Raw genomic sequence first — 22,506 nt, 5'->3', positions numbered from 1 at the left:
CCCGGTCGATGGAAAACCTCGCGCCCCGGCCCGGTAGGCTGGGTATTTGTGCAGACCCACGAGATTCGACGACGGTTCCTGGACCATTTCGTCCGTGCCGGACACACCGAGGTCCCCAGTGCTTCGCTGATCCTGGCCGACCCCAACCTGTTGTTCGTCAACGCAGGCATGGTCCAGTTCGTACCGTATTTCCTGGGTCAGCAGACCCCGCCGTGGGCTACCGCTACCAGCGTGCAGAAGTGCGTGCGCACCCTCGACATCGAGAACGTCGGCATCACCACCCGCCACAACACGTTCTTCCAGATGGCGGGCAATTTCAGCTTCGGCGACTACTTCAAGCGTGAGGCCATCACGCTGGCCTGGACGCTGCTCACCGACAGCGTCGAAGCCGGCGGCTACGGCTTCGATCCCGAGCGCCTGTGGGTCACCGTCTACCTCGACGACGACGAGGCCGAGCGGATGTGGCTCGAGATGGGCGTGCCCGCCGACCGCATCCAGCGCCGCGGCATGGCCGACAACTACTGGTCGATGGGCATTCCCGGCCCGTGTGGCCCGTGCTCGGAGATCTACTACGACCGCGGCCCCGAATACGGCGTCGAGGGTGGTCCGGAGGCCGACGAGGACCGCTACATCGAGATCTGGAATCTCGTGTTCATGCAGAACGAGCGCGGTGCCGGTATCTCCAAGGACAACTTTGAGATCCTGGGCCCGCTGCCCAAGCAGAACATCGACACCGGCATGGGCGTCGAGCGCGTGGCGTTCCTGCTCCAGGACGTGGACAACGTCTACGAGACCGACCTGATGCGTCCGATCATCGACAAGGCCGAGGAACTCACCGGCCGCTCCTACGGCGTCGAGCACACCGATGACGTGCGCTTCCGCGTGATCGCCGACCACGCCCGCACCGCCGCGATGCTCATCGCCGACGGCGTGAACCCCGGCAACGACGGCCGCGGCTACGTGCTGCGCCGCCTGCTGCGCCGCATCGTGCGGTCGGCGCGCCTGCTCGGTGCCGAGAAGCCGGTGATGGCGGAGCTGATCAAGGTCGTCACCGACCTGATGGCACCGTCCTACCCCGAACTGGCCACCGATTTCTCCCGCATCGAGACCGTGTCGGTCGGCGAGGAGATGGCGTTCCTCAAGACCCTCAACACCGGCGAGACCCTCTTCGACAACGCCGCCACCGCGGTGAAGTCCAAGGGCGGCAAGCAGATCACGGGTTCCGACGCGTTCGCCCTGCACGACACGTACGGCTTCCCGATCGACCTCACCCTCGAAATGGCCGCTGAGGCGGGCCTTTCCGTCGACGAGGACGGTTTCCGGACGCTGATGGCCGAGCAGCGCAAGCGCGCCAAGGACGATGCCCAGTCCCGCAAGCACGCCCACGCCGACCTCACCGTCTACAAGGAACTGGTCGACCGCGGCGCCACCGAGTTCACCGGCTTCGACGAGCTGACCTCCGAGGCGAACGTGCTGGCCCTGATCGCCGACGGCGTCCGCGTCCCGGTGGCCACCGCAGGCCAGGACATCGAGGTCATCCTCGATCGCAGCCCGCTCTACGCCGAGTCCGGTGGTCAGATCGCCGACCGTGGCTCCATCACGGCGAGTGGCCTGAAACTGCAGGTCAACGACGTGCAGAAGATCGCAAAGAAGGTCTGGGTACACAAGGCCACCGTCGAGCAGGGCCAGATCACCGAGGGCGATGTCGTGCTCGCGCAAGCCGATCCCGCCTGGCGTCGCGGTGCCACCCAGGGGCACTCCGGCACGCACATGGTGCACGCCGCGCTACGCCAGATCCTCGGCCCCAACGCCGTGCAGGCCGGTTCGCTGAACAAGCCCGGCTACCTGCGGTTCGACTTCAACTGGCAGGGCGCGCTCTCCGAGCAGCAGAAGGCCGATATCGAGGTCGTCTCCAATGACGCTGTCGGCGCGGACTTCCCGGTGAACACCTTCGTCACGGATCTGCCCAAGGCCAAGGAAATGGGCGCGATGGCGCTGTTCGGCGAGAACTACGGCGACGAGGTGCGCGTCGTGGAGATCGGCGGCCCGTTCTCGATGGAGCTGTGCGGTGGCACCCATGTGGAGCACTCCTCGCAGATCGGCCCGATCACCCTGCTGGGTGAGTCCTCGGTCGGTTCCGGTGTGCGTCGCGTCGAGGCCTTCGTCGGCCTGGACTCCTACAAGTACCTGGCCAAGGAGCGTGCGCTGCTGGCCGGTGTCGCGTCGTCGCTGAAGGTGCCCTCGGACGAGGTGCCCGCGCGGGTGGAGCAGCTCGTGGAGCGGCTCAAGGTGGCCGAGAAGGAACTCGAGCGCACCAAGATCGCCGCGGTGCTGTCCTCGGCGGGCACGTTCGCCGAGCAGGCCGAGCGGGTCGGTGCGGTGCGTCTGGTGGCCGCCGCGGCGCCCGAGGGCGTGTCGGCCGGTGACCTGCGGACGCTGGCCACCGATATCCGTGGCCGTCTCGGTAGTGAGGCCGCGGTCGTCGTGCTGCTCGGCAGTGTCGAGGGCAAGGCGCCGTTCGTGGTGACCGTGAACAAGGCCGCCCAGGATCTCGGCGTCAAGTCCGGTGATCTGGTCGCGGCCTTCGGGCCGAGTATCGCCGGTCGCGGTGGCGGCAAGCCGGAGATGGCGCAGGGCGCGGGTTCGGATCCGTCGGGTATCCCGGCCGGTTTGACCGCGGTCCGTGCCCGGGTGGCCGAACTCGCCGGCTGATGACGACCCCCGGATCGCCGGACTCCGAATCCGACGCCGACCGACCGCACCCGGACACCGACCCCGGGCGGGGCCGCCGGATCGCGGTCGACGTCGGTAGCGTGCGCATCGGCGTCGCCTCGAGCGACCCCGACGGCATCCTCGCCACCCCGGTCGAGACCGTCGCGCGCGCCAAATCCGGTGGGCGCGCGGGCCCACCCGCCGACATCGCAAGAATTGCCGACATTGTGCGGGAGTACGAAGCGGTCGAGGTGATCATCGGCCTGCCACGCACCCTGCGCGGCGAAAACGGCACCGCCGCCGCGATTGCCCGCAAGTTTGCCAAGCAGTTGCGCCGGGTGATCGACCCGATTCCGATACGCCTTTCCGACGAACGTTTGACTACGGTGTCTGCTGCACGTGCGCTGCGCGACAGTGGAGTTCGCGCACGTGGCCAGCGGCAGATGATCGACCAGGCGGCAGCCGTGTCGATTCTGCAAGGATGGTTGGACGAGCGGAGTTCGGTGTTGAACGACTACTTGAAGGACTCAGCGGATACGGCGAGGGTCGGAGACGATGCATGACCGACCGATGGACCAGGGCCGAGGAACGCTACCGGGCACGGGAAGCTGATCGGCGCTATCCCCGCCGCGACGACTGGGGCCTCGATGCCCGCACGGTGCGCGACGACGAGTACCAGGCGCCCGATCGCGGCGAGTGGGACGAGGACGGAACCGACGTCATCCCCCGCTACGAGGACGAGATCTACGACGACCACGTGGTGGCCGACGAGCTCGAACCGGAACCGGACCCCGAGCCGGTCGTCCCCCCGCGGCGCATCGGGCAGCGCGCCGCGGTAGCCGAGCGTGGCCGCCCGCGCCCGGCATCGGGCCGGAGCAAACAGCCGGGTCGGAGTAAGCCGTCGGGCCGGGGTAAGCCGTCGGGACGCGCCAAATCGCGGATCGCCTCGCGCAAGGCGGCCGAGCGCAAGAAGCGACGCCGCAATATGTGGGTGATCGCGGCGGTGTTCGTCGTGCTGTTCGTCTCCGCCGCCGGTTTCGCCGGCTACAAACTGATGGGCAGCCTCGCCCCCGCCGAGGATTTCGCGGGCCCGCCCGGCGAACTCGTGGTGGTCCAGGTGCATTCCGGTGACACCGCCACCCAGATCGCCGACACCATGCACGACAAGGGTGTCGTGGCCAGCTCGGCGGCGTTCTACGAAGCGGCCGTGCGCAATTCGAACATGAACAACGTGCAGCCCGGTTTCTACGCGGTCCAGAAAACCAGTCCGGCGGCACACGCGGTGACCTCGCTGGTGTCGAAGAACTCGCGCGTCGGCAATGTCGTGATCTCCGAGGGACGTCAGCTGCACAACCGGACCGATGTCCACACCGGTGCCCCCACCGAGGGCATCTACACCAAGATCGCGGCCGCCAGCTGCCTCGGCGCCGGTACCGCCGCCAAGTGCGTCACCTACGAGCAGCTCGACGCCGCGGGCGCGAGCACCGACCTGGCCGCGCTCGGCGTGCCCGACTGGGCCAAGGCGGCGGTCGCGGCCGCACCGGACCGGCGTCGGCAGCTCGACGGGCTGATCTCGGCGGGCACGCTGGATTTCGATCCCAGTGGTGGCGCGGTGCAGATTCTGCGGCAGTTGATCACCGCGAGTGCGGCGCTCTACGAGTCCACCGGGCTGCTGCGTTCGGGTGCCGAAACCCAGCTCGACCCGTACCAGACGTTGATCGCGGCATCGCTGGTCGAACGCGAAGCGCTGGCGCCGGACATGCCGAAAGTCGCGCGGGTCATCGTCAACCGGCTGCGGATCGACCAGCCGTTGCAGTTCGACTCGACGGTGAACTATTCGCTCGAGGAGACCGAGGTCGCCACCACCGACGCCGACCGCGGCACCGTGACGCCGTGGAACACCTACGCGATGTCGGGCCTGCCCGCCAACCCGATCTCCGCGCCGTCGCTCAAAGCCCTGCAGGCGATGGAGAATCCGGAGCCGGGCAAGTGGCTGTACTTCGTCACGATCGACAAGAAGGGCACCACCCTGTTCACCGAGAGCTACTCCGAGCACCTGCGCAATATCGTGAAGGCCGAGCAGAGCGGCATTCTCGACAGTGGGCGCTGAGATGAGCCGCAAGGCCGCGGTGCTCGGTCTGCCGATCGCGCATTCGCGCTCACCCCAGCTGCACCTGGCCGCCTACCGGGCGCTCGGTTTGCCCTGGAGCTACGAACGCATCGAGTGCTCGGCGGAGCAGCTGCCCGGTGTGGTCGCCGGGCTCGGGCCGGAGTGGGTCGGGTTGTCGGTGACGATGCCGGGCAAGGAAGCGGCGCTGGCGGTGGCCGTCGAGCGCACCGAACGCGCCGTGCTGGTCGGCTCGGCCAACACGCTCGTGCGCGCCGATGGCGGCTGGTCGGCGGACTGCACCGATGTCGACGGCGTGCTCGGTGCGCTGCGCGGTGGTGGTGTCTCCGCTCTCGACGAGGCTGTCGTGCTCGGGGCCGGTGGCACGGCCAGGCCCGCGTTGCTGGCGCTGTCGGAACTCGGCGCGAAGACCGTCACGGTGATCGCCCGTGATGCCGGACGGGCACGGAGCGCGCTGGAACTGGCCGATCGACTCGGGATGCGAGCGAGGGTCGTTCCGCTCGACGAGGAGCAGGTGCGCGCGGTGTGCGCGTCGGCCGGTGCGGTGGTCAGTACGGTGCCTGCGGAGGCCGCCGCGATGATCGCATCGGCGGTGGCCGCCGCCCCGGTCGTGCTCGACGCCATCTACAACCCGTGGCCGACTCCACTGGCGACCGCGGTCGAGGCGGCCGGGCACACGGTGGTCAGCGGGCTGCAGATGTTGCTGAATCAGGCATTCGGGCAGGTCGAGCTGTTCACCGGACAGCCAGCACCGCGTGCGACGATGGCGGCCGCACTGGCGGAGTCCGCCCCGCGGCAGTAGCCGACGGCTTCGCCGCACGATCATGATCTCCGACTGATCCGCAGAATTGATACCGGTTCTAGTTTTAGCCCGCTAAGGTGTTGTCCATGACCGCTTGGGTGTTACGAGCCACCGTCCTCGGCGCGCTGGTCGTCGCCTGCCGCGTCCTCCTCGATGGCTTCGCCATGGTCTCTTGGCCCACCTATGGGACCTTCTGGCGGGCGGCGTGCCTGCTCGTGATCATCGCGGCGGCCGTCACCTGGGGCGTGCGCGACGGCCGGACGGGCGACGACGGCCTCATCGTCCGCTGGTTGGCCGCGGGGCTCGGTGCAGGCCTGGCCAGCTCGGCGGTGTGCTGGGCCCTCGATCAGATCCCCGGCATCGAACTCGGCGACGCGGGCATCCTCTACGAATTGACGTCGGCGGCATCGTTCATCATGCTGCTGGTCTTCCTGCCCGCGATGGTCGGTGTCGCTTTCGGTCACTCCCGGGCTCGGCGGTCGAGTGAAACCGCCGCTCCTGCAACGGAACAACAGTTCGCCACCGCGAACTGAGCGGAATCTCGCTCTCCGGCAACCGAATCAGACCCGGCAACGAGATGTGTGACCGAATCCGTACGCTCCCGGTCGGGTGCTGAGGGAGCGTACGGACAGCCAGCGCGGACCTCAGAGCAAGATCGGGGTGCTGCCAGGGGTGGCTTCGCGGGCGATGGCCGAGTAGGCCGCGGCCAGGAGCGACGGGTCGGGGCCCTCGAGACGGCCGGGCTTGGCCAGACCGTCCAGGATCACGAAGCGCAGGACGCCGGAGCGGGTCTTCTTGTCGGTCTGCATCGCGTCCAGCAGATGGGGGAGGGCGTCGCCGTCGTAGGTGACGGGCAGGCCGACGCTTTCCAGGATGGTGCGGTGCCGGTCGGCGGTCGCGTCGTCGAGGCGACCGGCCAGGCGGCCGAGTTCGGCGGCGAAGACCAGGCCGACGGAGACCGCGGCGCCGTGACGCCAGCGGTAACGCTCGCGCCGCTCCACGGCGTGGCCGAGGGTGTGGCCGTAGTTCAGGATCTCGCGCAGGCTTGATTCCTTGAGGTCGGCGGCGACCACGTCGGCCTTGACCTGGATCGCGCGGCGGATCAATTCGGGCAGCACCTCGCCGGTGGGGTCGAGGGCGGCCTCGGGATCGGCTTCGATGAGGTCGAGGATCACCGGGTCGGCGATGAAACCGGCCTTGATGATCTCGGCCATGCCCGCCACGATCTCGTTGCGCGGCACCGTTTCCAGGGTCGCGAGGTCGACCAGCACGGCGCTGGGCTCATGGAAGCTGCCGACGAGGTTCTTGCCCGCCTCGGTGTTGATACCGGTCTTGCCGCCGACCGCCGCGTCGACCATCGCCAGCAGCGTGGTCGGCACGTGCACGATGCGCACTCCGCGCATCCAGGTGGCCGCGACGAAGCCGGCCAGGTCGGTAGCGGCGCCACCGCCCAGACTCACGATGGCGTCGTTGCGAGTCAGGCCGATCCGGCCGAGCACCTCCCAGCAGAACCCGGCCACGGCCAGCTCCTTGCCGTCTTCGGCGTCGGGGATCTCGATGCGATGCGCGTCGATCCCGGTGTCGGCCAGTGCTTTACGCACCGCCTCGGCGGTTTCGGCCAGTGGCGGCTGATGGAAGATCGCCACGGTTCGCACGGCATTGCCGGCGTTGACCGCTTCGACGAGATCGCCGAGCAGTCCGCGGCCGATGATCACCGGGTACGGGTCGGCGGTGCGGACCTGGATGATGTTCGGCTCTGTCACGTGCGCTGCTCCGATTCTTTCTGGTCGTTGTTGTTGCGTCGTCCGTTGCGTCGCCGCGGCTGACTGCGTCGCCTGCGTTCGTTGGTACTCGTCGCACGGTCCGCGTCACCGGACGGTCCGGCCCGCTGAACCTTTTGCGGCGCCCCGGCCCGGCCTTCCGGCGAAGGGGTCGCCGCCGAACCCGAAGATTCGGCGGACTCGCCACCACGATGACCCGCCCGTCCCGGGGCGCCTGCCTCGCGGCTGGCCGACCGTCTACCTCGGCCGGTAGTGCGGTTGCTCGCCTGGCCTTTCGTGACAGCGCCGCGCCCGCCTGCTCGACCACTGGGAGCGCCGCGGCTGCTCGCCCGCCCCCCGGTACCGGCAGCACGGTCGCCTGGCTGGTCGGTGTCGGCTTGGGGAGTGCTCGGCTGGCTGGTGCCGGCGTTGCGAGTGCTCGGCTGGCTGGTGCCGGTATTGCGGTCGCCCGGCTCGTGCGGACCGGCGTTGCGGTTACCCGGCTGCGTTTCGGCGTTGCCTGTTCGTGCGTCCGCGCGGCTCGCCGGGTTCTCGGACACGGAGCCGCCCGTGTCACGCGTGGTGACGCTGGTCGCCGAACGGATGCGCGCGCCACCTCGGCGCGACCGACCGCGCCGGGACCGTCGACTGCCGGTCGTGCGCGACTCACCCTGCGCTGCACCAGCTGTGCGGGCGGCGCCGGTGGTGTCGTCGACTGTCGCGCCATCGGCCGCGGAGTGTGGTGCCGCCGAACGGTTCCGGTCGTCAGTGCCTGCGCGACGTTCGGTCGCCACCACACCCGCCTGCTCGACTCCGCCTCGGCGCGCGGCGGCGGCGCGCGCCCTGGCACGCCGCCGGTTCTTGGACCGATTGCTGCCCGTTCCCGGCCTGCCGGCGACCGAACTCGAAGCGGGAGAGATGTTTCCGGCGTTGGCGCGGGTGGGTGGGAGATCGGTGCGCACCGATTCCAGACCGAGTTTGGCCAGGATCATCCGCACCACCCGACCCGGACTTCGCCCGTCGGTCCGCACGCGCACCGAGGCGATCTCACGGTAGAGCGGGCGGCGCTCGCGCATCAGATCCCGGTACTTGGCCGCGGGGTCGACACCGTTGAGCAGCGGGCGGGTACTGCTCGCGCCCGTACGCCGAACCCCTTCGGACACACTGATTTCCAGGTAGACGACCGTCGCGCCACGCAGCAGATCCCGGGTCCGTGCGGACAGCACCGACCCACCGCCGAGGGAGACCACGCCGTCGTGGGAGAGCACAGCGCGGCGCACCACGTCTTCTTCGATCCGGCGGAACTCGGCCTCGCCGTCGGTGGCGAAGATGTCGGGAATGGTCCGCCCGGTATCTGCCTCGATCCCGGCGTCGGTGTCGTAGAGCGCGACCCCGAGTTCCCTCGCCAGCTTGCGCCCGATCGTCGACTTCCCGGACCCCGGCAGCCCGACCAGCACCACCCGCGCCACCGGTGTGGTCCGGGCGTCCGCGTCGGTGCCGCTGGCTTCGGAGCCGGCCGTCAGCGGATCTTCGGCCTCGACGGTTGCCCGAGCGTCAGGTTCTGCGGTTGTCCGAGCTCGGGCGTTCTCGGCGGCCGACGCCTCGGGCTCCACGGTCGTCGCGGTGACCGGCTCGGCGCTCGCCGGTGAGGGGCCCGCGTCGCTCTCCGGCGCGGTCCCCTCCTGCCCCTGCTCGGTCACGGGGTACGGCTGTCCGCGGGCACGTGTGGGCGGCTGCCGATCCGCTTGACGTAACTGGTGATGTTGTCGACGGTCTCGGCCAGCGAGTCGCCGCCGAACTTCTCCAGCGCGGCCTGCGCCAGCACCAATGCCACCATCGACTCCGCGACCACAGCCGCGGCGGGCACGGCGCACACATCGGAGCGCTGGTGGATGGCGACGGCTTCCTCGCCGGTGGACATGTCGACCGTCGACAGCGCGCGCGGCACGGTCGAGATCGGCTTCATCGCGGCGCGCACCCGCAGTGCTTCGCCATTGGTCATGCCGCCTTCGAGGCCACCCGCGCGGTTGGTGGAACGCAGCACACCGTCGGGGCCGGGGCGCATCTCGTCGTGGGCCTGGCTGCCGCGCCTGCGCGCGGTCTCGAACCCGTCGCCCACCTCGACACCCTTGATCGCCTGGATGCCCATGAGGGCGGCGGCCAGGCGCGAATCGAGCCGCTGCTCCCCGCTGACGAACGAACCGAGCCCGATGGGCAGGCCGTCCACGATCACCTCGACGACACCGCCAAGGGTGTCACCGTCCTTCTTCGCCGCCTCGATCTCGGCGATCATGGCCGCCTCGGCCTCGGCGTCGAACGCCCGCACCGGGCTGGCATCGATCGCGTCGAGATCGGTCGGGCCCGGCGTGACACCGGTGGTGTTGGCCGCGGTGCCGATGGACACCACGTGCGAGATCACCTCGACGCCGAAGGCCTGGCGCAGGAAGTTGCGCGCGAACGTGCCTGCGGCGACCCTGGCCGCGGTCTCGCGGGCGCTGGCCCGCTCGAGCACCGGGCGGGCGTCGTCGAAGCCGTACTTGAGCATCCCGGAGTAATCGGCGTGCCCGGGGCGCGGACGGGTCAACGGCGCATTGCGCGCCATCCCGGCGAGCTCGGTCTCGTCGATCGGATCGGCCGACATCACTTCGGTCCACTTGGGCCACTCGGAGTTGGCGATCTCGATCGCGACCGGACCACCCATGGTGCGGCCGTGGCGCACGCCACCGACCAGGGTGACCTTGTCGGCCTCGAACTTCATCCGGGCGCCGCGCCCGTAACCGAGCCGGCGGCGGGCGAGCTGTGCGGAGACATCGTCCGATGTCACCTCGACTCCGGCGACCATCCCTTCCAGGAGGGCGACGAGAGCGGGACCATGGGATTCTCCGGCAGTTATCCAGCGCAACACGCCGACCATCTTCCCATGTCGACACGTGTAGCCGGGAATGCGGGCCGACGTGACGAGCGGCACGTCGGCCCCGCGCCTGGCCGGGCGGTGGCGGTCGCCGCCCTGATCCGGCCGAACCGACCTCCCATGGGCCGCCGACGTAACCGCGTCCCCGGGAGCATCCCGGCGCGTCGCACCGGTGGTCATGCCAGCGCCATCGCGGTCACCGTGGCCAGGCACATCGCCGGACCGTGTGGAACCAGCCGTCGTGCCGGTGCCGCACGCACCTGCCCCGAATCGCGACCCAGCACCGCACGCAGCCGGTCACTGCCGAGCAGCACCGCCGCGACGGCCGCGGTGAGCACCGGTGCGGCGATCGCGGCCCACACCCAGGCCGGTGGCCCGGCGATCGCCGCAGCGGCACCGAGCGCTACCGCGAGCTTCACATCCCCGGCCCCGAGTGCGGCCGGGGAGAGCAGGTGGGTGACCAGATACGGCATCGTCAACAGCGAGGCGCCGATTACCGCGGTCCCCAATTGCCCTGTCGACAGGGCGAACAGGAACACCGCGGCCGCCCCGACGCCGGTCAGCGCGTTGGGAAGCCGACGGGCGTGGATATCGATGACGCCGAGTAGCAAGCACCAGGCGATGAGGCAACAGAACGCGGCAGTGGTCATGGGTTCGATCGTGCTGCGTCGCGACCACCAGAAGTGGGCCTCAGCAGAGAATGTGGACAACTTCCTTGCATGTGAACAAAGCCGTCTCCAGTTGTCCGCCGACACGGAATCAACGGCATCGCGTGCCGACGTGTCGCGTGTTCAGCGGTAGCGTTGACCCATGTGTGCTGAATTCACCGCTCCTGATTACGCGGCCCGGCGCGGTGCCCTGCGGAGCTTGCTGGTGGAAAACGGTGTCGACGCGTTGCTGGTGACCGATCTAGTCAACATCCGCTACCTGACCGGCTTCACCGGATCCAATGCCGTTGTGCTGGTGCACTCGTGGGATATGCGCGGTGCCGAGGACCGCACCGTCATCGGCACCGACGGCCGCTACTCCGCGCAGGTCGCCCGACAGGTCCCTGATCTGCAGGCCGAGATCTGCCGGGCCACCGCGCGCCGGATCCTCGAGCTGACCGGGGAATGGCAGCTGGGCCGTGTCGGCTTCGAGAGTCATGTGGTCACCGTCGATCAGCACACCTCGTTCCAGGAACTGCGCACCGGCCTGCAGCTCGCCCCCACCTCGGGCTTGGTCGAACAGCTGCGCATGGTGAAGGACCCCTACGAGGTCGACCAGCTCAGCGCCGCGTGTACGGCAGCGGACAAGGCCCTGGCCACCTTGCTCGAACGCGGCCTGGTGCGTCCGGGACGCACCGAGAAGCAGGTGGCCCGCGACCTCGAGTGGGCGATGTTCGAGCACGGAGCCGACGAGATCTCCTTCGAGACGATCGTCGCCGCGGGCGTCAATTCGGCCATCCCGCACCACCGCCCGACCGACGCCGTCCTTGCCGTCGGCGACTTCGTGAAGTTCGATTTCGGGGCGACCGTCAGCGGCTACCACTCCGACATGACCCGCACGCTGGTCCTCGGTCCCCCCGCCGACTGGCAGCGCGAGATCTACGAACTGGTCGCCCGCTCGCAACGCGCGGGCACCGAGGCGCTCAAACCCGGTGCGCAGACCAGCGAGGTCGACGCCGCGGCCCGGATGATCATCGAAGACGCGGGGTACGGCCCACAGTTCGTGCACGGTCTCGGACACGGGGTCGGGCTGCAGATCCATGAAGCACCCGGAGTGGCGAAAACGAGTACCGGTACACTTCTGGCTGGTGTGGCGGTGACCGTCGAACCTGGTGTATACCTTCCCGGCCGCGGCGGGGTCCGGATCGAGGACACGCTCGTGGTGCGCGAAGCGGGCCCGGAACTGCTCACCCGCACCAGCAAGGACTTGATCGTCGTCGACTGACGTCGGCGCGCAGAACGCAGTAACCCCCAGTACGCAGTAAAACGAACGAGGAGATCCGAGGACAGTGGCGGACACCAGCGACTTCAAGAACGGCCTTGTGCTGAAGATCGACGGTCAGCTCCAGCAGATCATCGAATTCCAGCACGTGAAGCCGGGCAAAGGCCCCGCGTTCGTGCGGACCAAGCTGAAGAACGTCGTGTCCGGCAAGGTCGTCGACAAGACCTTCAACGCGGGCGTCAAGGTCGAGACCGCGACCGTCGACCGTCGCGACATGACCTACCTGTACCACGACGGCAGCGACTACATCTTCATGGACGGCGACACCTACGACCAGATCGCCATCCCGGAGGCGACCATCGGTGACGGTGCGCGCTTCCTGCTGGAGAACATGGGCGTGCAGGTCGCCGTGCACGAGGACGCGCCGCTGTTCGTGGAGCTCCCCGTCACCATCGAGCTGGTCGTGCAGCACACCGATATCGGCCTGCAGGGCGACCGTTCCACCGGCGGCACCAAGCCCGCCACCCTGGAAACCGGCGCCGAGGTGGCCGTCCCGCTGTTCATCAACACCGGTGACAAGCTGAAAATCGACTCGCGCGACGGCAGCTACCTCGGCCGCGTCAACGGCTGATCGTGACCGACTCCCCGGCAGACAAGAAGGGCTCGTTCAAGAAGCTCGGCGCACGCCACAAGGCGCGCCGCCGGGCCGTGGACTTGCTGTTCGAGGCGGAGGCGCGCGATGTCGACGTCTCCGTGCTGCTCTCGGATCGCGCTGAGCTGGCGACCCGCGACCAGAGCGTAGCCCCCGTGCACGCCTACACCACCACCCTCGTCGAGGGCGTCGCCGACGACCTCGACCGGGTCGACGGCACCATCGAGGGTTACCTCCAGGACTGGACCCTGCAGCGGCTGCCCGCCGTCGACCGGGCCATTCTGCGGATCGCGGTGTGGGAACTGTTCCACGCCACCGACGTGCCCCCGGTCGTCGCGGTCGACGAGGCTGTGGAGCTGGCCAAGGAACTGTCCACCGACGACTCCCCGTCGTTCGTGAACGGCGTGCTCGGCCAGGTGGTGCAGGTGGCACCCCAGGTCCGCGCCGCGGCGGCCGCAACGGCCGCGACGAAGGCCGCGCGCGGCGAGACGGAGTCCTGAGGCGTGGCGCGCAAGTACCTCGTGCTGGCCGAGCGCACCCCGAAGTTCGACACCTCGGTGATCGAACCGCACCGCACCTTCCTGCAGGAGCTGCTGGCCGAGGGGCAACTCCAGGAAAGCGGCGGGTTCACCGACGGCACGGGTGGCGCCTACGTCATCCTGGCCGAAAATCTCACCGCCGCAACAACAATTGCCCACGCCGACCCGCTCCACACTACCGGCGCCTCGGATCTGACGATCTACGAATGGGAAATCACCGTCTCAGCGTGAATCCCGTTGTCACAGCCGCACGTTCATCCTGAACGTGCGGCTGTCGTCGTCCGCGGGCCAGGCGGGTCGGCCGTTGGACGCGTGGCAGTTTCACGATCGGGGGTGCGAATCACGGTGGTGTACAGGATGATGCGTAGGAGATAGTCGCGGTCGCCCGCTCGACCGCAGCAGTGGGGGAGAAGATGAGCGACAACCTGACGCTGAGCAGCTGGCACATGACTCGGGCGCAATATCTGTGGGCTGTCCTCGGCTTGTTGGTAGCCGGCGGTTCTCTCATCATGGCACGGGGGAACATCCGCGACGTCTTCACCGCGGAACCGGATTTCGTCCTCGGACTGTCGTTGTCGATCAGTACGATCTTCTTCACCAAGGCGTTCTCCCGGTCGGGGATCGCCTCGGCTGTGCACCATATCCACGAACCGCGCGACCCGAATGTCGCTGCAGCACTTGATGCCGCCGTCGATCAGCGACTGCATGCGATGGGACTACACGAGAACGTCGCGCTGCTCAGCCGGGATATCGCGGTGGCGGGCAGGCGAATCAACGAGTTCTACGATCTGCAGGCCATGGAGCCGCGGTTTCACGCGACCGCGCCGCTGCTCCGCGTCGCGCTCACCGATCTCGACGACGCGCTGGCGGTTGTGAGCCGGGTGGCCGAGCGTATCGGCACGACCGAGGTCAATCACGTCTACCACATTCCGGATGCGGTCAGATCGCACCTCAACGATGCCCTGCGCGATGTGCGAGAAGCCTCGGCACGCCGTCACGAATCCTATGAGTCGCTGCGCGCTCAGATCGCCGGCGCGGCAGTGGACGATCTCTGGGGTGTTTTCGCGGTGCTCACCTCCGACACCCTCAAGGCGCAACGCGATCTGGAATCATTGGCGAGCCGGTCGATTCAGACGGTGCCCGCCGATCGGATCGGCGTCTTGCAGGGTTATCTGGCGGCCTCGTTGCTGCGTCTGGAAACCGTGACCGAATTGATCCGTGAGCGGGGCCTCGTGGAGCCGCACACCTTGCAGATCGTTGGCCAGGACCTCCTGCGAGCTCAGGTGAAACTCGCTCGCGCACAACAACTCGGAACCGGTGGGGAGCCGACCGGTGGCAGACCGACCGCGGAACAGGGCGTCCCGACGCCGTAGTCGCCGGGACCCTCGTCGGCACTTGATGGTCCCGACGGCCTCCGCCGGTGGGTGTACGAGGAAACCGGCGGAGGCGCGACCGGCGCTGGGTGGGCGCGGTGTCGGGTGTGCGCTGGGCACGAAGTGATCTTGCTACCTCGAGTGGGCTTCAGGTCAAGGGGTGGCGCGGTCGGCGTGGACCAGCGGGGCGAGGAAGCCGGTGAGCTGGGCGGTCGAGGGTTGGCCGAGGCGGCGGCCCAGGTAGTCGGGGGCGTCGGCCGCGGCTCGGCACCGGTCCGGGTCGGTGTTGGACGGGTCGGCGGAATAGCGCTCGCCGAGCATGGTCGCCTTGGCGACCTCGCGACCGGTATGGAGTTCGTAGACGGCGATCTCGTAGGTGGCGCGGAACAGGTTGACGGTGCGTCCTATCGGTGCGCCGGGGGAGGGGCCGTACTGGCAGGTCTGGACGAGGTCGCGCAGTTCCAGCTGTTTCATGCAGGCGATGAGCTGCACGGTCGACGGATCGCGCGGATTCCATGCGGTCGGGTCGTCCGGGTCGACCATGGCCGTGAGTTCGCCGGACAGGTAGATCGGGCGTGCGCCGTCTCGCTGATAAGGGGCGGCATTCGGGAACGCCTTCTTGTCCTCGCCGCACATCCGGTCGTAGTCCGACATCTCGAATCGGCTCGCCTGCACCGCGGTGATCGCGAAGAACCCGGCCCCGAACAGTGCGATGAACAGCAGCAAAGCGACGCCGGGCCCCACCCGCAGCCCGCGCCGCGGCGTAGTCCGCTCCCGAACGGGACGGTTGTGCCATCGCTCGATCAGCGATGGGCCGTTTCCCCGCCGCCGTGCCCGCCACCTTTCCGGCAGCGTCAGCCGACGCGACGTCCGGTCACGCTCGACCCAATCGGACCAGTGCTCCGGGTTCTCCCGGGGCTCTTCGGGTTCCGGCGAACGGTACGAGGGTGCCACGGCGGGGCTGCTGCTCGTTGTCGATGGGGTACTCCATGATCCGGTCTCGCCGAATCCTGCGGAGGCAGCAGGGCCAGCGGAGGCAGCAGGGCCAGCGGAGGCAGCAGGGCCAGCGGAGGCAGCAGGGCCAGCGGGGGCGGCAGGATCAGCGGGGGCGGCAGGATCAGCGGGGGCGGCAGGACCAGCGGGGGCAGCAGGACCAGCGGGGGCAGCAGGACCAGCGGCGGCGGCAGAACCAGCGGCGGCGGCAGAACCAGCGGGGGCAGCAGGACCAGCGCCTGGAGCGGAACTCGCAGAGGATGCGGAGCCAGTGGAGGAACGGGAACCGGCGGCGGCAGCCGCACCGAGTGCCGCAACGGCACCAAGAGCCGCGGCGGTACCGATCGCGGCACCTGCGCCAGCATTCGGACCCACACCCGCAGCAGCAGGAGTACCGGCGGCGGAGTCGTCCTCCATGACGGTGTCGTGGCGGGGCTCCGAACTGCCGACACCCGTCGAAGGTTCGTCATCGGCCGACGGATCACCCGCCGCGCCTGATTCGATTCCCGGCAGCGACTTACTCAGCGAGACAGCTTTTCCGGAAGCGTCATCCGTCGCCGCAGTCTCGGAAGGCTCGTCGTGCGGCGCGGTAACGCTCGTGAGAGGTTCAGGGGAAGGATCGCGCGGTGGGACTTCTTCGGCGACAGCAGTTTCCGGGAGGTCGGGATCGGGTGCGGACTCGCCGAGTGGTTCGACCTCGGCGGCCGATTCCGCGGGGATGTCCGGATCGCCGACCGGGACCTCGGTGAATTCTTCACTCGCAGTGTGTGATTCCACACCCTCTTCGGTGGGGATCGGTGTCGCGGGCTCTTCGGGGCGAGCCGGCGGGCGGGATCGATGGGCGAGCCGATCGATCGCGGCGAGGAAGGCGGGCGTAGCGGCCTGGGCGGCCGAGGGCGAACCGGTCGGTTCCGCGGGCGAAGCGGAATCCGCTGTCCCCGCGGACGTACCGAGCTCGACTGTGGTCGGGGCAGCGGGGCGCGAGGTGGTTGCCGGGTCGAGTGTGGCCGGAAAGCCCTGTGCCAGCAGCTCATCGGGTGCCGGCAGCAGATGGCCCAGGTTCAGTGCGGCGAACACCCGGGTGACATCATCGATGCTGAGCCGGACGGTGCGTCCGCTCTCCGCTTGGAAATAGTCGTGCAGGGCACTGGCGTCGTCGCGATCGACCAGCACCGCACGGTAGCCGTCGGCGATCCTGGTTTCCTCGATGGTGATCTCGGTGCCGGGCTGGGAGACCAAGGCGATCACCGCGTTCACCCAGCCGAAGATCCCCGTCTGCTGCAGCAAGCTTTTCGCCGCGAACACCTGTCGGCGCACCTGGACGAACGGGTTGGGCACCCGCACGGCGTGATAGAGCGCGGCGGGCTCGCCGTCGATGGTCCACGGCCCGTTCGGCGGAGTGGCGAGCGTGCCCTCCTGGCGGGCGGTGAACCCCTTCACCTCCACGATGGTCACGCTCTGCGGCGTGCACACCAGCGCGTCCACCTCGACCGACCCGCCCCGGCTCTCCGGCACATGACAGCGGAACACGGCCACCCCGCCCGCCCGAAACGCATGGTCACGGAGAGCCGCGCCGACGATCTGTTCTGCGCCTTCGAGTTCGGTCTCGTCCGCGACAACGACGATCACCACGACCCCCTGTGCACCCGACTGCGGACTCCTACCAGGATACGGCCTCCACCAGCCGTATCGAAACCGAATCCTGTTGCTGAGCAACGGCTTCGGCAATGCCGATTACCGATATCACCACGGCGGCCCCGGATTTCGCCCTGCCGCGGCCGCCCGCACCCATTCCACCGGCGGCTTCGTGACCTGACCCGTCAACGTGCTCGACGCCCCCATATTCGGCAGAAGTGAACTCCCCATCCCCGGATCCTACGACCAGTCACCGACAATCCGCCATGTCGGCGAGATCCGTAAATATTGACCAACGCCGATCTGGGCCGGGTCGGTTCTCATCGAACTCCCCGCGGACGGAACTGGATACTGATGCGTGGTCCGACAGGGCGCGCGGTCTTGGGAACCGCGTGTTCCCACGACCGCTGACACGCCCCGCCCATGACCAGCAGATCCCCGTGCCCCACCGTGAACCGCACACTCGCACCCCCGCCACGCGGCCGCAACAGCAGCGAGCGCGGCGCCCCGACCGAGACGATCGCGACCATGGTGTCGTGGGTGGCGCCGCGGCCGATCGTGTCGCCGTGCCAGGCGACGCTGTCGCGTCCGTCGCGATAGAAACACAGCCCGGCCGTTCGAAACGGTTCACCCAGCTCGGCCGCATAGTGCGCGCTCAACGTCGCCCGGGCCTCCACCAGAATCTGATCCGGCAGCGGATCGTTCTCGCCGAAGAACGACACCAGCCGCGGCACATCGACCACCCGGTCATACATCGGCCTGCGCTCGGCATGCCAGGGCACCCGCTCGGCCAACCGATCGAACAGCTGACTCGCCCCGCTCAGCCAACCGGGTAGCGAATCGACCCAGCTGGTCGCGTCGAGCTGGGTGCGCCGAATCGCCCCGATCGAACCCAGGGCAACCGCGTCACCGTCGAACAGTGAACCTTGCAGGGGCAGCGACATGAGCGCCAGTCTACAACGTGTTCGAATGTATGTTCGATTATCACCCGCTAACCTACGCGGTCAGCGAAAGCTAGCTGCGTGTGGCTGACCACCATATCTGTCACCTGATCACGATTTCTGTCACCACCAATGACGACCGCGTCGCGAAACGTCCTGTTAGGACATCTTCTGCGTGATGATGCCAATCGCAGTTCGAAGACCTCGGGAGCAGTCGTTCTGAGCTCTTTGAAGGACCCGGTCTGTCAACCCAATGCTGCTGGTGGGTTGACGTGTTCGATCATGCGCAAGGAGCTCGGCCAGCAGTTCGGCTGCGTCAGCGGGACACTTCAGTGTGCCCAGGATCTGCGTCGCAGTGGAGAGGAGCGCGCCGCACTCATCAGCTGGAAGCGGAGGCCGCCGGTGCGGAGCGGCGCGATGGGTCTTAGTCTGGCCGTTTCGCTGTGTGGAGATTTCTGGTTGCCGCGCTTCGACAGTTCTGTCGACGGCGGTGGCAATCGCTGCGCTTGGCGCGAACGCCCGCGCGGCGGGCCAGGACGAGCTGAGCAGTTCCGTGACGACGCGGAGATCGACGAAGTACTGCGGCGCAGGAGCTTGGAGCCCGCAGCTGATTGCGGTCGATTGGCGGTCTTCCAGCAGCATGGTCAGGTCGCGTTGGACCGCGAGCAGTCTTCTCAGGGTCGGTGTGTCGACGAGGGGAGCGTCATGGACTTGGTCGAGACGGAGGCCGCAGGCAGGCCGGATTGCTCGTTTGCCCTCTCCGGGCTTGACCGGCGGAAATTACTGCAGGAACCGCCAACTCGGTCCAACGGCAGGAGTGCGACCACAGCAGATCACGGCTCAACGGCACCGCGACATACAACCTCATGTCGTAGGTCATGCGGCGCGAAACGAGCAGATCGGTGACACCTCGCGATGGCAAATCGGTGACAGGTGTCGTGATCAACCCACCGCATCCTCGGACCAAACCGCGTCTAGCGGGGACACCTGTCACCAAGAGCGCGACATGCGGCAAAATAGTGCGTCGGGCCTCAAACGGAGGGCAGGCCCGGAACTTTGGGTCCGATTGCCTTGTGTTCCTTCGTGAGTACCAACGCGCCGTCCGTCATCGCGACCGGCCGCACCGGTCCTTTCCAGCCGCACCAGCCGCCGCATTCAGCGACATCCTGGTTGCTGACGCGATTGTCATCGAACTCCGCCGTGATATGCCACGCACGGGCAGGGTGGCCGCATATGGGGCACTGCCCGAAGTAGTTCAGGATTTCCTGCACCTCAGAATTGACGACGTCTCGCCCTTGACCGACCGTCATGACAACCTCCCGTCCTTAAGACTATTCGGCACGTCAGGGAAGGTCCTACGAAGCGGGCATGGCTCCGGTCTCATCTTGCTGCGGCTCACAGGTCGGTCATACTGGCGCGGTGGCCCACGCACGGACCGTGGGTGGGGCGTACAACCATTGCTGTTCGTCTTCCAGCTCGGCCTGCGCAGCGGCTATCACTTCGGGTGGGATACCAAGAGTGACCAGGGTGTCGTGGGTCTGTACCCAGGTGAGGTTCCACATGCGCGCCATCGGTGAGCCTCCGCGAAACATCGGAATCTCAGCTTCGGCGTGAACATCTACGAGCCCGAGTGCCTCCAACTGCGCGGGCAAGCTCCGAGCCCAGGATTGACTCGCGCCCGCGATTTCGGTCGAGCATGCGAAGGCACGCCATACTTCGCCGAATGCACCTGACATTTCATCGAGTACGCCGAGTCCGTCGCCCTCTTCGAGCATGAGAACGCCGCCCGGTACCAGTGCTCGGACCAACCGCTCCAAAACGATGTCCCGGTCAGCAATGTGCAGCAGGACGAATCGGGTATGGACGAAATCGAATGCGCGCTCGGGGATGTCGCCGGTGACGAGGTCGAGTTGGGCAACTTCGCCACCAAGGCCAGGTAGGTCGGCGAGGTGGCGCGGGTCGGCATCGACCGCAAGCACTCGACCGCCGGGCAGTGCGACACTGCACAGCCATCGTGCAAAAGATCCACCACCGGCCCCGGCCTCCAGGCACCGCGATCCGGCATTCACACCCAGCCGTTGCGCAAGCGCGATACTTCCTGAGTCATAGGCCGCGCCAAGCAGGGCAAGGCGTTCGTCAGCGAAACCCCATTCGTTCGGCAGCGTGTAGTAGGGGTCACCCGGTGAGGAAGTTGGTGAAGACCAGCTCATGGCTAGACGCTAAGCCCGGTGACATGCGCCGAAGGCTGGTTTACCGGGCTTCTCCAGGCTAAGTGATCGAATCCACACTGCCAGCCCAACGTCGAACAACGGACCTCGGAACAATCGCACACCGGCATGAGCGGGCGTTCCAAGGCGGGCAACTCGCCTAGGAGGCACCGAACGTGCGGCCGGTGACAACAGTGATGGAAATCTGGTGACAGATAGCTTGGTCAACGCGCGGCGTCTTACCAGCCCGGGCGTCATGAGTGGTGACAGATACGGCGGTCAGCCACACTGCGGCGAGCCGATTGGAGCGATGCCGAAAACACCTGGTCATCGTTCAACCGGACGTTGGTCCTCGTGTGAGCACCGATGCGACGAAGATGCAGGTGCTTCGATCCGCATACGGTCACGAACGCGGCTTTGCCTTCTTGAACAGCTCGTAGATGGCGAAGTAGTTCTGGCTGCCATGCCCCTCGGCGACGGCGCGTTCGGCGAGCTCCTTCATCAGCCGCGGATGGTCGGAGTGGACGCCCTGTTCTTCGCTGGCGCGGGTGATGTGTTCCAGCGCATTCAGATTCATCGCCAGCGTGCCCAGGTCACCTGGATAGTCGGCGGCGTCCAGATCGGGCGCCTGCTCGGCCAGGGACGCGTAATCGACCACGGTCGGCATGAACCAGCCGAGGGCGAGCTCGGCGAATTTCTGTGCCGAGACGTTCGCGGAATCGAGTAGGGCGGTGGCATGGAGCCAGCCGTTGATGGTCGCGTACATCATCTCGAGCAGGGCGGTGTTGTAGAGCACCGCCAGCCCGATATCGGCACCGAGATAGCGCGGGTCGCCCAAGCCTGCCAACGTCGTTCGGTGCCGATCGAAGACGTCCTGGTCGCCGCTGTACAGAATCACCGCGCCGGGTTCGCCCACCAGCGGTGGTGGAACCATGATGGCGCCCTCGAGATAGTCGATGCCGCGCTCGGCCGACCATGCGAGGGCCGCACGCGCTTCGGCCGGCGTGCCGGAGTTGAGGTTGACCAGGACCTTGCCTTCGAGCTCCGCGGCAGCGCGGTCCAAGACCCGATACATGGTCGCGTAGTCGTTGAGGCACACGATGGTGATCGTGCTCGCGGTCGCCGCCTCGGCCACGGTTCGCGCCTGCTGCGCGCCCTGCGCGACCAGTTCGTCGGCCTTGTCGGGGGTGCGGTTCCAGAGGGTGAGGCGATGCCCCTGCTTCAACAGTGCTCTGCCCAGTGCCAGGCCCATGGGTCCGAGCCCGAGGAGGCTGACGCGGTTGTCCTGCACGGTATTCGAGGAAGGTGTCATGCCGGGTAGATTAAAGTCTCACATCAATGTGAGAGTCAACTCGGAACTGGGTGGTGATCCGCAGATGCGCATCGGAGCGCTTTCGCGCCGGACCGGCGTCAGCATTCGCCTGTTGCGTTATTACGAGGAGCAAGGCCTGTTACAGCCCGTGCGGGAGCCCAGCGGGTATCGCGCGTACCGCGAAGACGACGTCGGGACGGTACGCAACATCCGTACGCTGCTGGCGGCCGGCCTCAGCACCCACACGATCGCCCAGATGCTGCCCTGCATGGTCGACGACGAACGAGGCCTGGCGCCCGGGTGCCAGGAAATGCTTCCCGATCTTCATCGTCAGCAGAAACGGATCGCCGAGGCGGTAGCCGATCTGCTGGCCGCACGTTCTGTCCTGGACAGCATCGTGGCAGCGGCGCTACCGCCTGAGTCCGCCGACGCTGACGCCTGCCGCGTGGTCGAGAACACCGCACCGTGAACGTCGCCTCGACCGGCTGCCGCGAATGTCACTTGATCAGGACATCTGTCTCCTAGGTCGCGCAGGAGGCGGCATGACAGTGCCTCGACTGCGGCCACTGCTATCGAGGAGGGCCGGGACCTGTCCTCGATAGCAGCTCCTTG

At 67.6% G+C, this 22,506-nt stretch carries 19 protein-coding genes and 1 pseudogene; 11 read left to right on the top strand and 9 right to left on the bottom strand.

The window, feature by feature from the left end:
* Positions 1–48 precede the first annotated feature (48 nt).
* The 5 genes from alaS to ACWZHB_RS16680 all read left to right on the top strand — a co-directional run bounded on the left by alaS (position 49) and on the right by ACWZHB_RS16680 (position 6,175).
* Positions 49–2,712 carry an alanine--tRNA ligase gene (alaS, locus tag ACWZHB_RS16700; RefSeq protein WP_427908847.1) on the top strand — a complete coding sequence of 888 codons (2,664 nt, stop codon included), beginning with the start codon at positions 49–51 and terminating at the stop codon, positions 2,710–2,712.
* Positions 2,712–3,275 (top strand): Holliday junction resolvase RuvX, encoded by a 564-nt coding sequence (gene ruvX, locus ACWZHB_RS16695; protein ID WP_427908846.1) that lies wholly within the window; start codon positions 2,712–2,714, stop codon positions 3,273–3,275. Before alaS ends, ruvX begins: the two co-directional genes overlap by 1 nt.
* Entirely contained in the window at positions 3,272–4,822 is a 1,551-nt protein-coding gene (locus ACWZHB_RS16690) for an endolytic transglycosylase MltG (RefSeq protein ID WP_427908845.1), read from the top strand. The genes ruvX and ACWZHB_RS16690 overlap by 4 nt, the downstream gene beginning before the upstream one ends.
* A 1-nt stretch (position 4,823) precedes the next feature.
* Entirely contained in the window at positions 4,824–5,642 is an 819-nt protein-coding gene (locus ACWZHB_RS16685; protein WP_427908844.1) for a shikimate dehydrogenase, read from the top strand.
* 86 nt (positions 5,643–5,728) lie between these two features.
* Complete coding sequence (locus tag ACWZHB_RS16680; protein ID WP_427908843.1) at positions 5,729–6,175, top strand: B-4DMT family transporter; 447 nt, start codon at positions 5,729–5,731, stop codon at positions 6,173–6,175.
* A gap of 111 nt (positions 6,176–6,286) precedes the next feature.
* Here the strand turns inward: ACWZHB_RS16680 and aroB are convergent, their stop codons facing one another.
* The 4 genes and pseudogenes from aroB to ACWZHB_RS16660 form a co-directional block, all read right to left on the bottom strand.
* Positions 6,287–7,405, bottom strand: coding sequence for a 3-dehydroquinate synthase (aroB, locus tag ACWZHB_RS16675; protein WP_427908842.1), 1,119 nt, complete (start codon positions 7,403–7,405; stop codon positions 6,287–6,289).
* Between the two features lie 971 nt (positions 7,406–8,376).
* Positions 8,377–8,871, bottom strand: a pseudogene (locus ACWZHB_RS16670) (shikimate kinase); the annotation flags it as partial.
* A gap of 227 nt (positions 8,872–9,098) precedes the next feature.
* Positions 9,099–10,307, bottom strand: coding sequence for a chorismate synthase (gene aroC, locus ACWZHB_RS16665; protein ID WP_427908841.1), 1,209 nt, complete (start codon positions 10,305–10,307; stop codon positions 9,099–9,101).
* Between the two features lie 182 nt (positions 10,308–10,489).
* Positions 10,490–10,963: a prepilin peptidase gene (locus ACWZHB_RS16660; RefSeq protein ID WP_427908840.1), complete on the bottom strand. Its 474-nt coding sequence runs from the start codon at positions 10,961–10,963 to the stop codon at positions 10,490–10,492.
* Between the two features lie 160 nt (positions 10,964–11,123).
* Here ACWZHB_RS16660 and ACWZHB_RS16655 point away from each other — a divergent pair, with 160 nt between their 5' ends.
* The 5 genes from ACWZHB_RS16655 to ACWZHB_RS16635 all read left to right on the top strand — a co-directional run bounded on the left by ACWZHB_RS16655 (position 11,124) and on the right by ACWZHB_RS16635 (position 14,806).
* Positions 11,124–12,245 (top strand): M24 family metallopeptidase, encoded by a 1,122-nt coding sequence (locus ACWZHB_RS16655; RefSeq protein WP_427908839.1) that lies wholly within the window; start codon positions 11,124–11,126, stop codon positions 12,243–12,245.
* 64 nt (positions 12,246–12,309) lie between these two features.
* Entirely contained in the window at positions 12,310–12,873 is a 564-nt protein-coding gene (gene efp / locus ACWZHB_RS16650; RefSeq protein WP_427908838.1) for an elongation factor P, read from the top strand.
* 2 nt (positions 12,874–12,875) lie between these two features.
* Positions 12,876–13,394 carry a transcription antitermination factor NusB gene (gene nusB / locus ACWZHB_RS16645; protein WP_378945470.1) on the top strand — a complete coding sequence of 173 codons (519 nt, stop codon included), beginning with the start codon at positions 12,876–12,878 and terminating at the stop codon, positions 13,392–13,394.
* A 3-nt stretch (positions 13,395–13,397) separates the two neighbouring features.
* Entirely contained in the window at positions 13,398–13,664 is a 267-nt protein-coding gene (locus ACWZHB_RS16640) for a YciI family protein (protein ID WP_427908837.1), read from the top strand.
* A 182-nt stretch (positions 13,665–13,846) separates the two neighbouring features.
* Positions 13,847–14,806 (top strand): hypothetical protein, encoded by a 960-nt coding sequence (locus ACWZHB_RS16635; protein WP_427908836.1) that lies wholly within the window; start codon positions 13,847–13,849, stop codon positions 14,804–14,806.
* A gap of 153 nt (positions 14,807–14,959) precedes the next feature.
* Here the strand turns inward: ACWZHB_RS16635 and ACWZHB_RS16630 are convergent, their stop codons facing one another.
* From ACWZHB_RS16630 to ACWZHB_RS16610, 5 genes are all read right to left on the bottom strand, one after another.
* Positions 14,960–17,428 (bottom strand): nuclease-related domain-containing protein, encoded by a 2,469-nt coding sequence (locus ACWZHB_RS16630; RefSeq protein WP_427908835.1) that lies wholly within the window; start codon positions 17,426–17,428, stop codon positions 14,960–14,962.
* A 326-nt stretch (positions 17,429–17,754) separates the two neighbouring features.
* On the bottom strand, positions 17,755–18,378 hold the full coding sequence (locus ACWZHB_RS16625) for an alpha-ketoglutarate-dependent dioxygenase AlkB (protein ID WP_427908834.1): 624 nt from the start codon (positions 18,376–18,378) through the stop codon (positions 17,755–17,757).
* 1,028 nt (positions 18,379–19,406) lie between these two features.
* Complete coding sequence (locus tag ACWZHB_RS16620; protein WP_427908833.1) at positions 19,407–19,685, bottom strand: hypothetical protein; 279 nt, start codon at positions 19,683–19,685, stop codon at positions 19,407–19,409.
* 96 nt (positions 19,686–19,781) lie between these two features.
* The gene (locus tag ACWZHB_RS16615) at positions 19,782–20,585 is read right to left on the bottom strand and encodes a class I SAM-dependent methyltransferase (RefSeq protein WP_427908832.1); all 804 of its coding nucleotides are present in this window, start codon (positions 20,583–20,585) and stop codon (positions 19,782–19,784) included.
* Between the two features lie 400 nt (positions 20,586–20,985).
* Positions 20,986–21,894, bottom strand: a complete 909-nt coding sequence (locus tag ACWZHB_RS16610) for an NAD(P)-dependent oxidoreductase (RefSeq protein ID WP_427908831.1) — start codon at positions 21,892–21,894, stop codon at positions 20,986–20,988.
* Positions 21,895–21,958: 64 nt separating this feature from the next.
* On the opposite strand from ACWZHB_RS16610, the gene ACWZHB_RS16605 reads away from it, so the two are divergent.
* Entirely contained in the window at positions 21,959–22,363 is a 405-nt protein-coding gene (locus ACWZHB_RS16605; protein ID WP_427908830.1) for a MerR family transcriptional regulator, read from the top strand.
* Positions 22,364–22,506 lie beyond the last annotated feature (143 nt).

It is taken from the genome of Nocardia sp. FBN12, assembly GCF_054031145.1.
Note: the sequence above shows the minus strand (reverse complement) of the source record. Positions and strands in the feature narration are given on the sequence as shown.

Coding starts and splice junctions, on each gene's coding strand:
- ACWZHB_RS16680 (WP_427908843.1), top strand. CDS start 5,729: ATGACCGCTTGGGTGTTACGAGCCACCGTCCTCGGCGCGCTGGTCGTC.
- ACWZHB_RS16660 (WP_427908840.1), bottom strand. CDS start 10,963: ATGACCACTGCCGCGTTCTGTTGCCTCATCGCCTGGTGCTTGCTACTC.
- ruvX (WP_427908846.1), top strand. CDS start 2,712: ATGACGACCCCCGGATCGCCGGACTCCGAATCCGACGCCGACCGACCG.
- ACWZHB_RS16655 (WP_427908839.1), top strand. CDS start 11,124: ATGTGTGCTGAATTCACCGCTCCTGATTACGCGGCCCGGCGCGGTGCC.
- ACWZHB_RS16610 (WP_427908831.1), bottom strand. CDS start 21,894: ATGACACCTTCCTCGAATACCGTGCAGGACAACCGCGTCAGCCTCCTC.
- ACWZHB_RS16690 (WP_427908845.1), top strand. CDS start 3,272: ATGACCGACCGATGGACCAGGGCCGAGGAACGCTACCGGGCACGGGAA.
- ACWZHB_RS16635 (WP_427908836.1), top strand. CDS start 13,847: ATGAGCGACAACCTGACGCTGAGCAGCTGGCACATGACTCGGGCGCAA.
- ACWZHB_RS16620 (WP_427908833.1), bottom strand. CDS start 19,685: ATGACGGTCGGTCAAGGGCGAGACGTCGTCAATTCTGAGGTGCAGGAA.
- ACWZHB_RS16605 (WP_427908830.1), top strand. CDS start 21,959: ATGCGCATCGGAGCGCTTTCGCGCCGGACCGGCGTCAGCATTCGCCTG.
- ACWZHB_RS16625 (WP_427908834.1), bottom strand. CDS start 18,378: ATGTCGCTGCCCCTGCAAGGTTCACTGTTCGACGGTGACGCGGTTGCC.
- ACWZHB_RS16615 (WP_427908832.1), bottom strand. CDS start 20,585: ATGAGCTGGTCTTCACCAACTTCCTCACCGGGTGACCCCTACTACACG.
- ACWZHB_RS16685 (WP_427908844.1), top strand. CDS start 4,824: ATGAGCCGCAAGGCCGCGGTGCTCGGTCTGCCGATCGCGCATTCGCGC.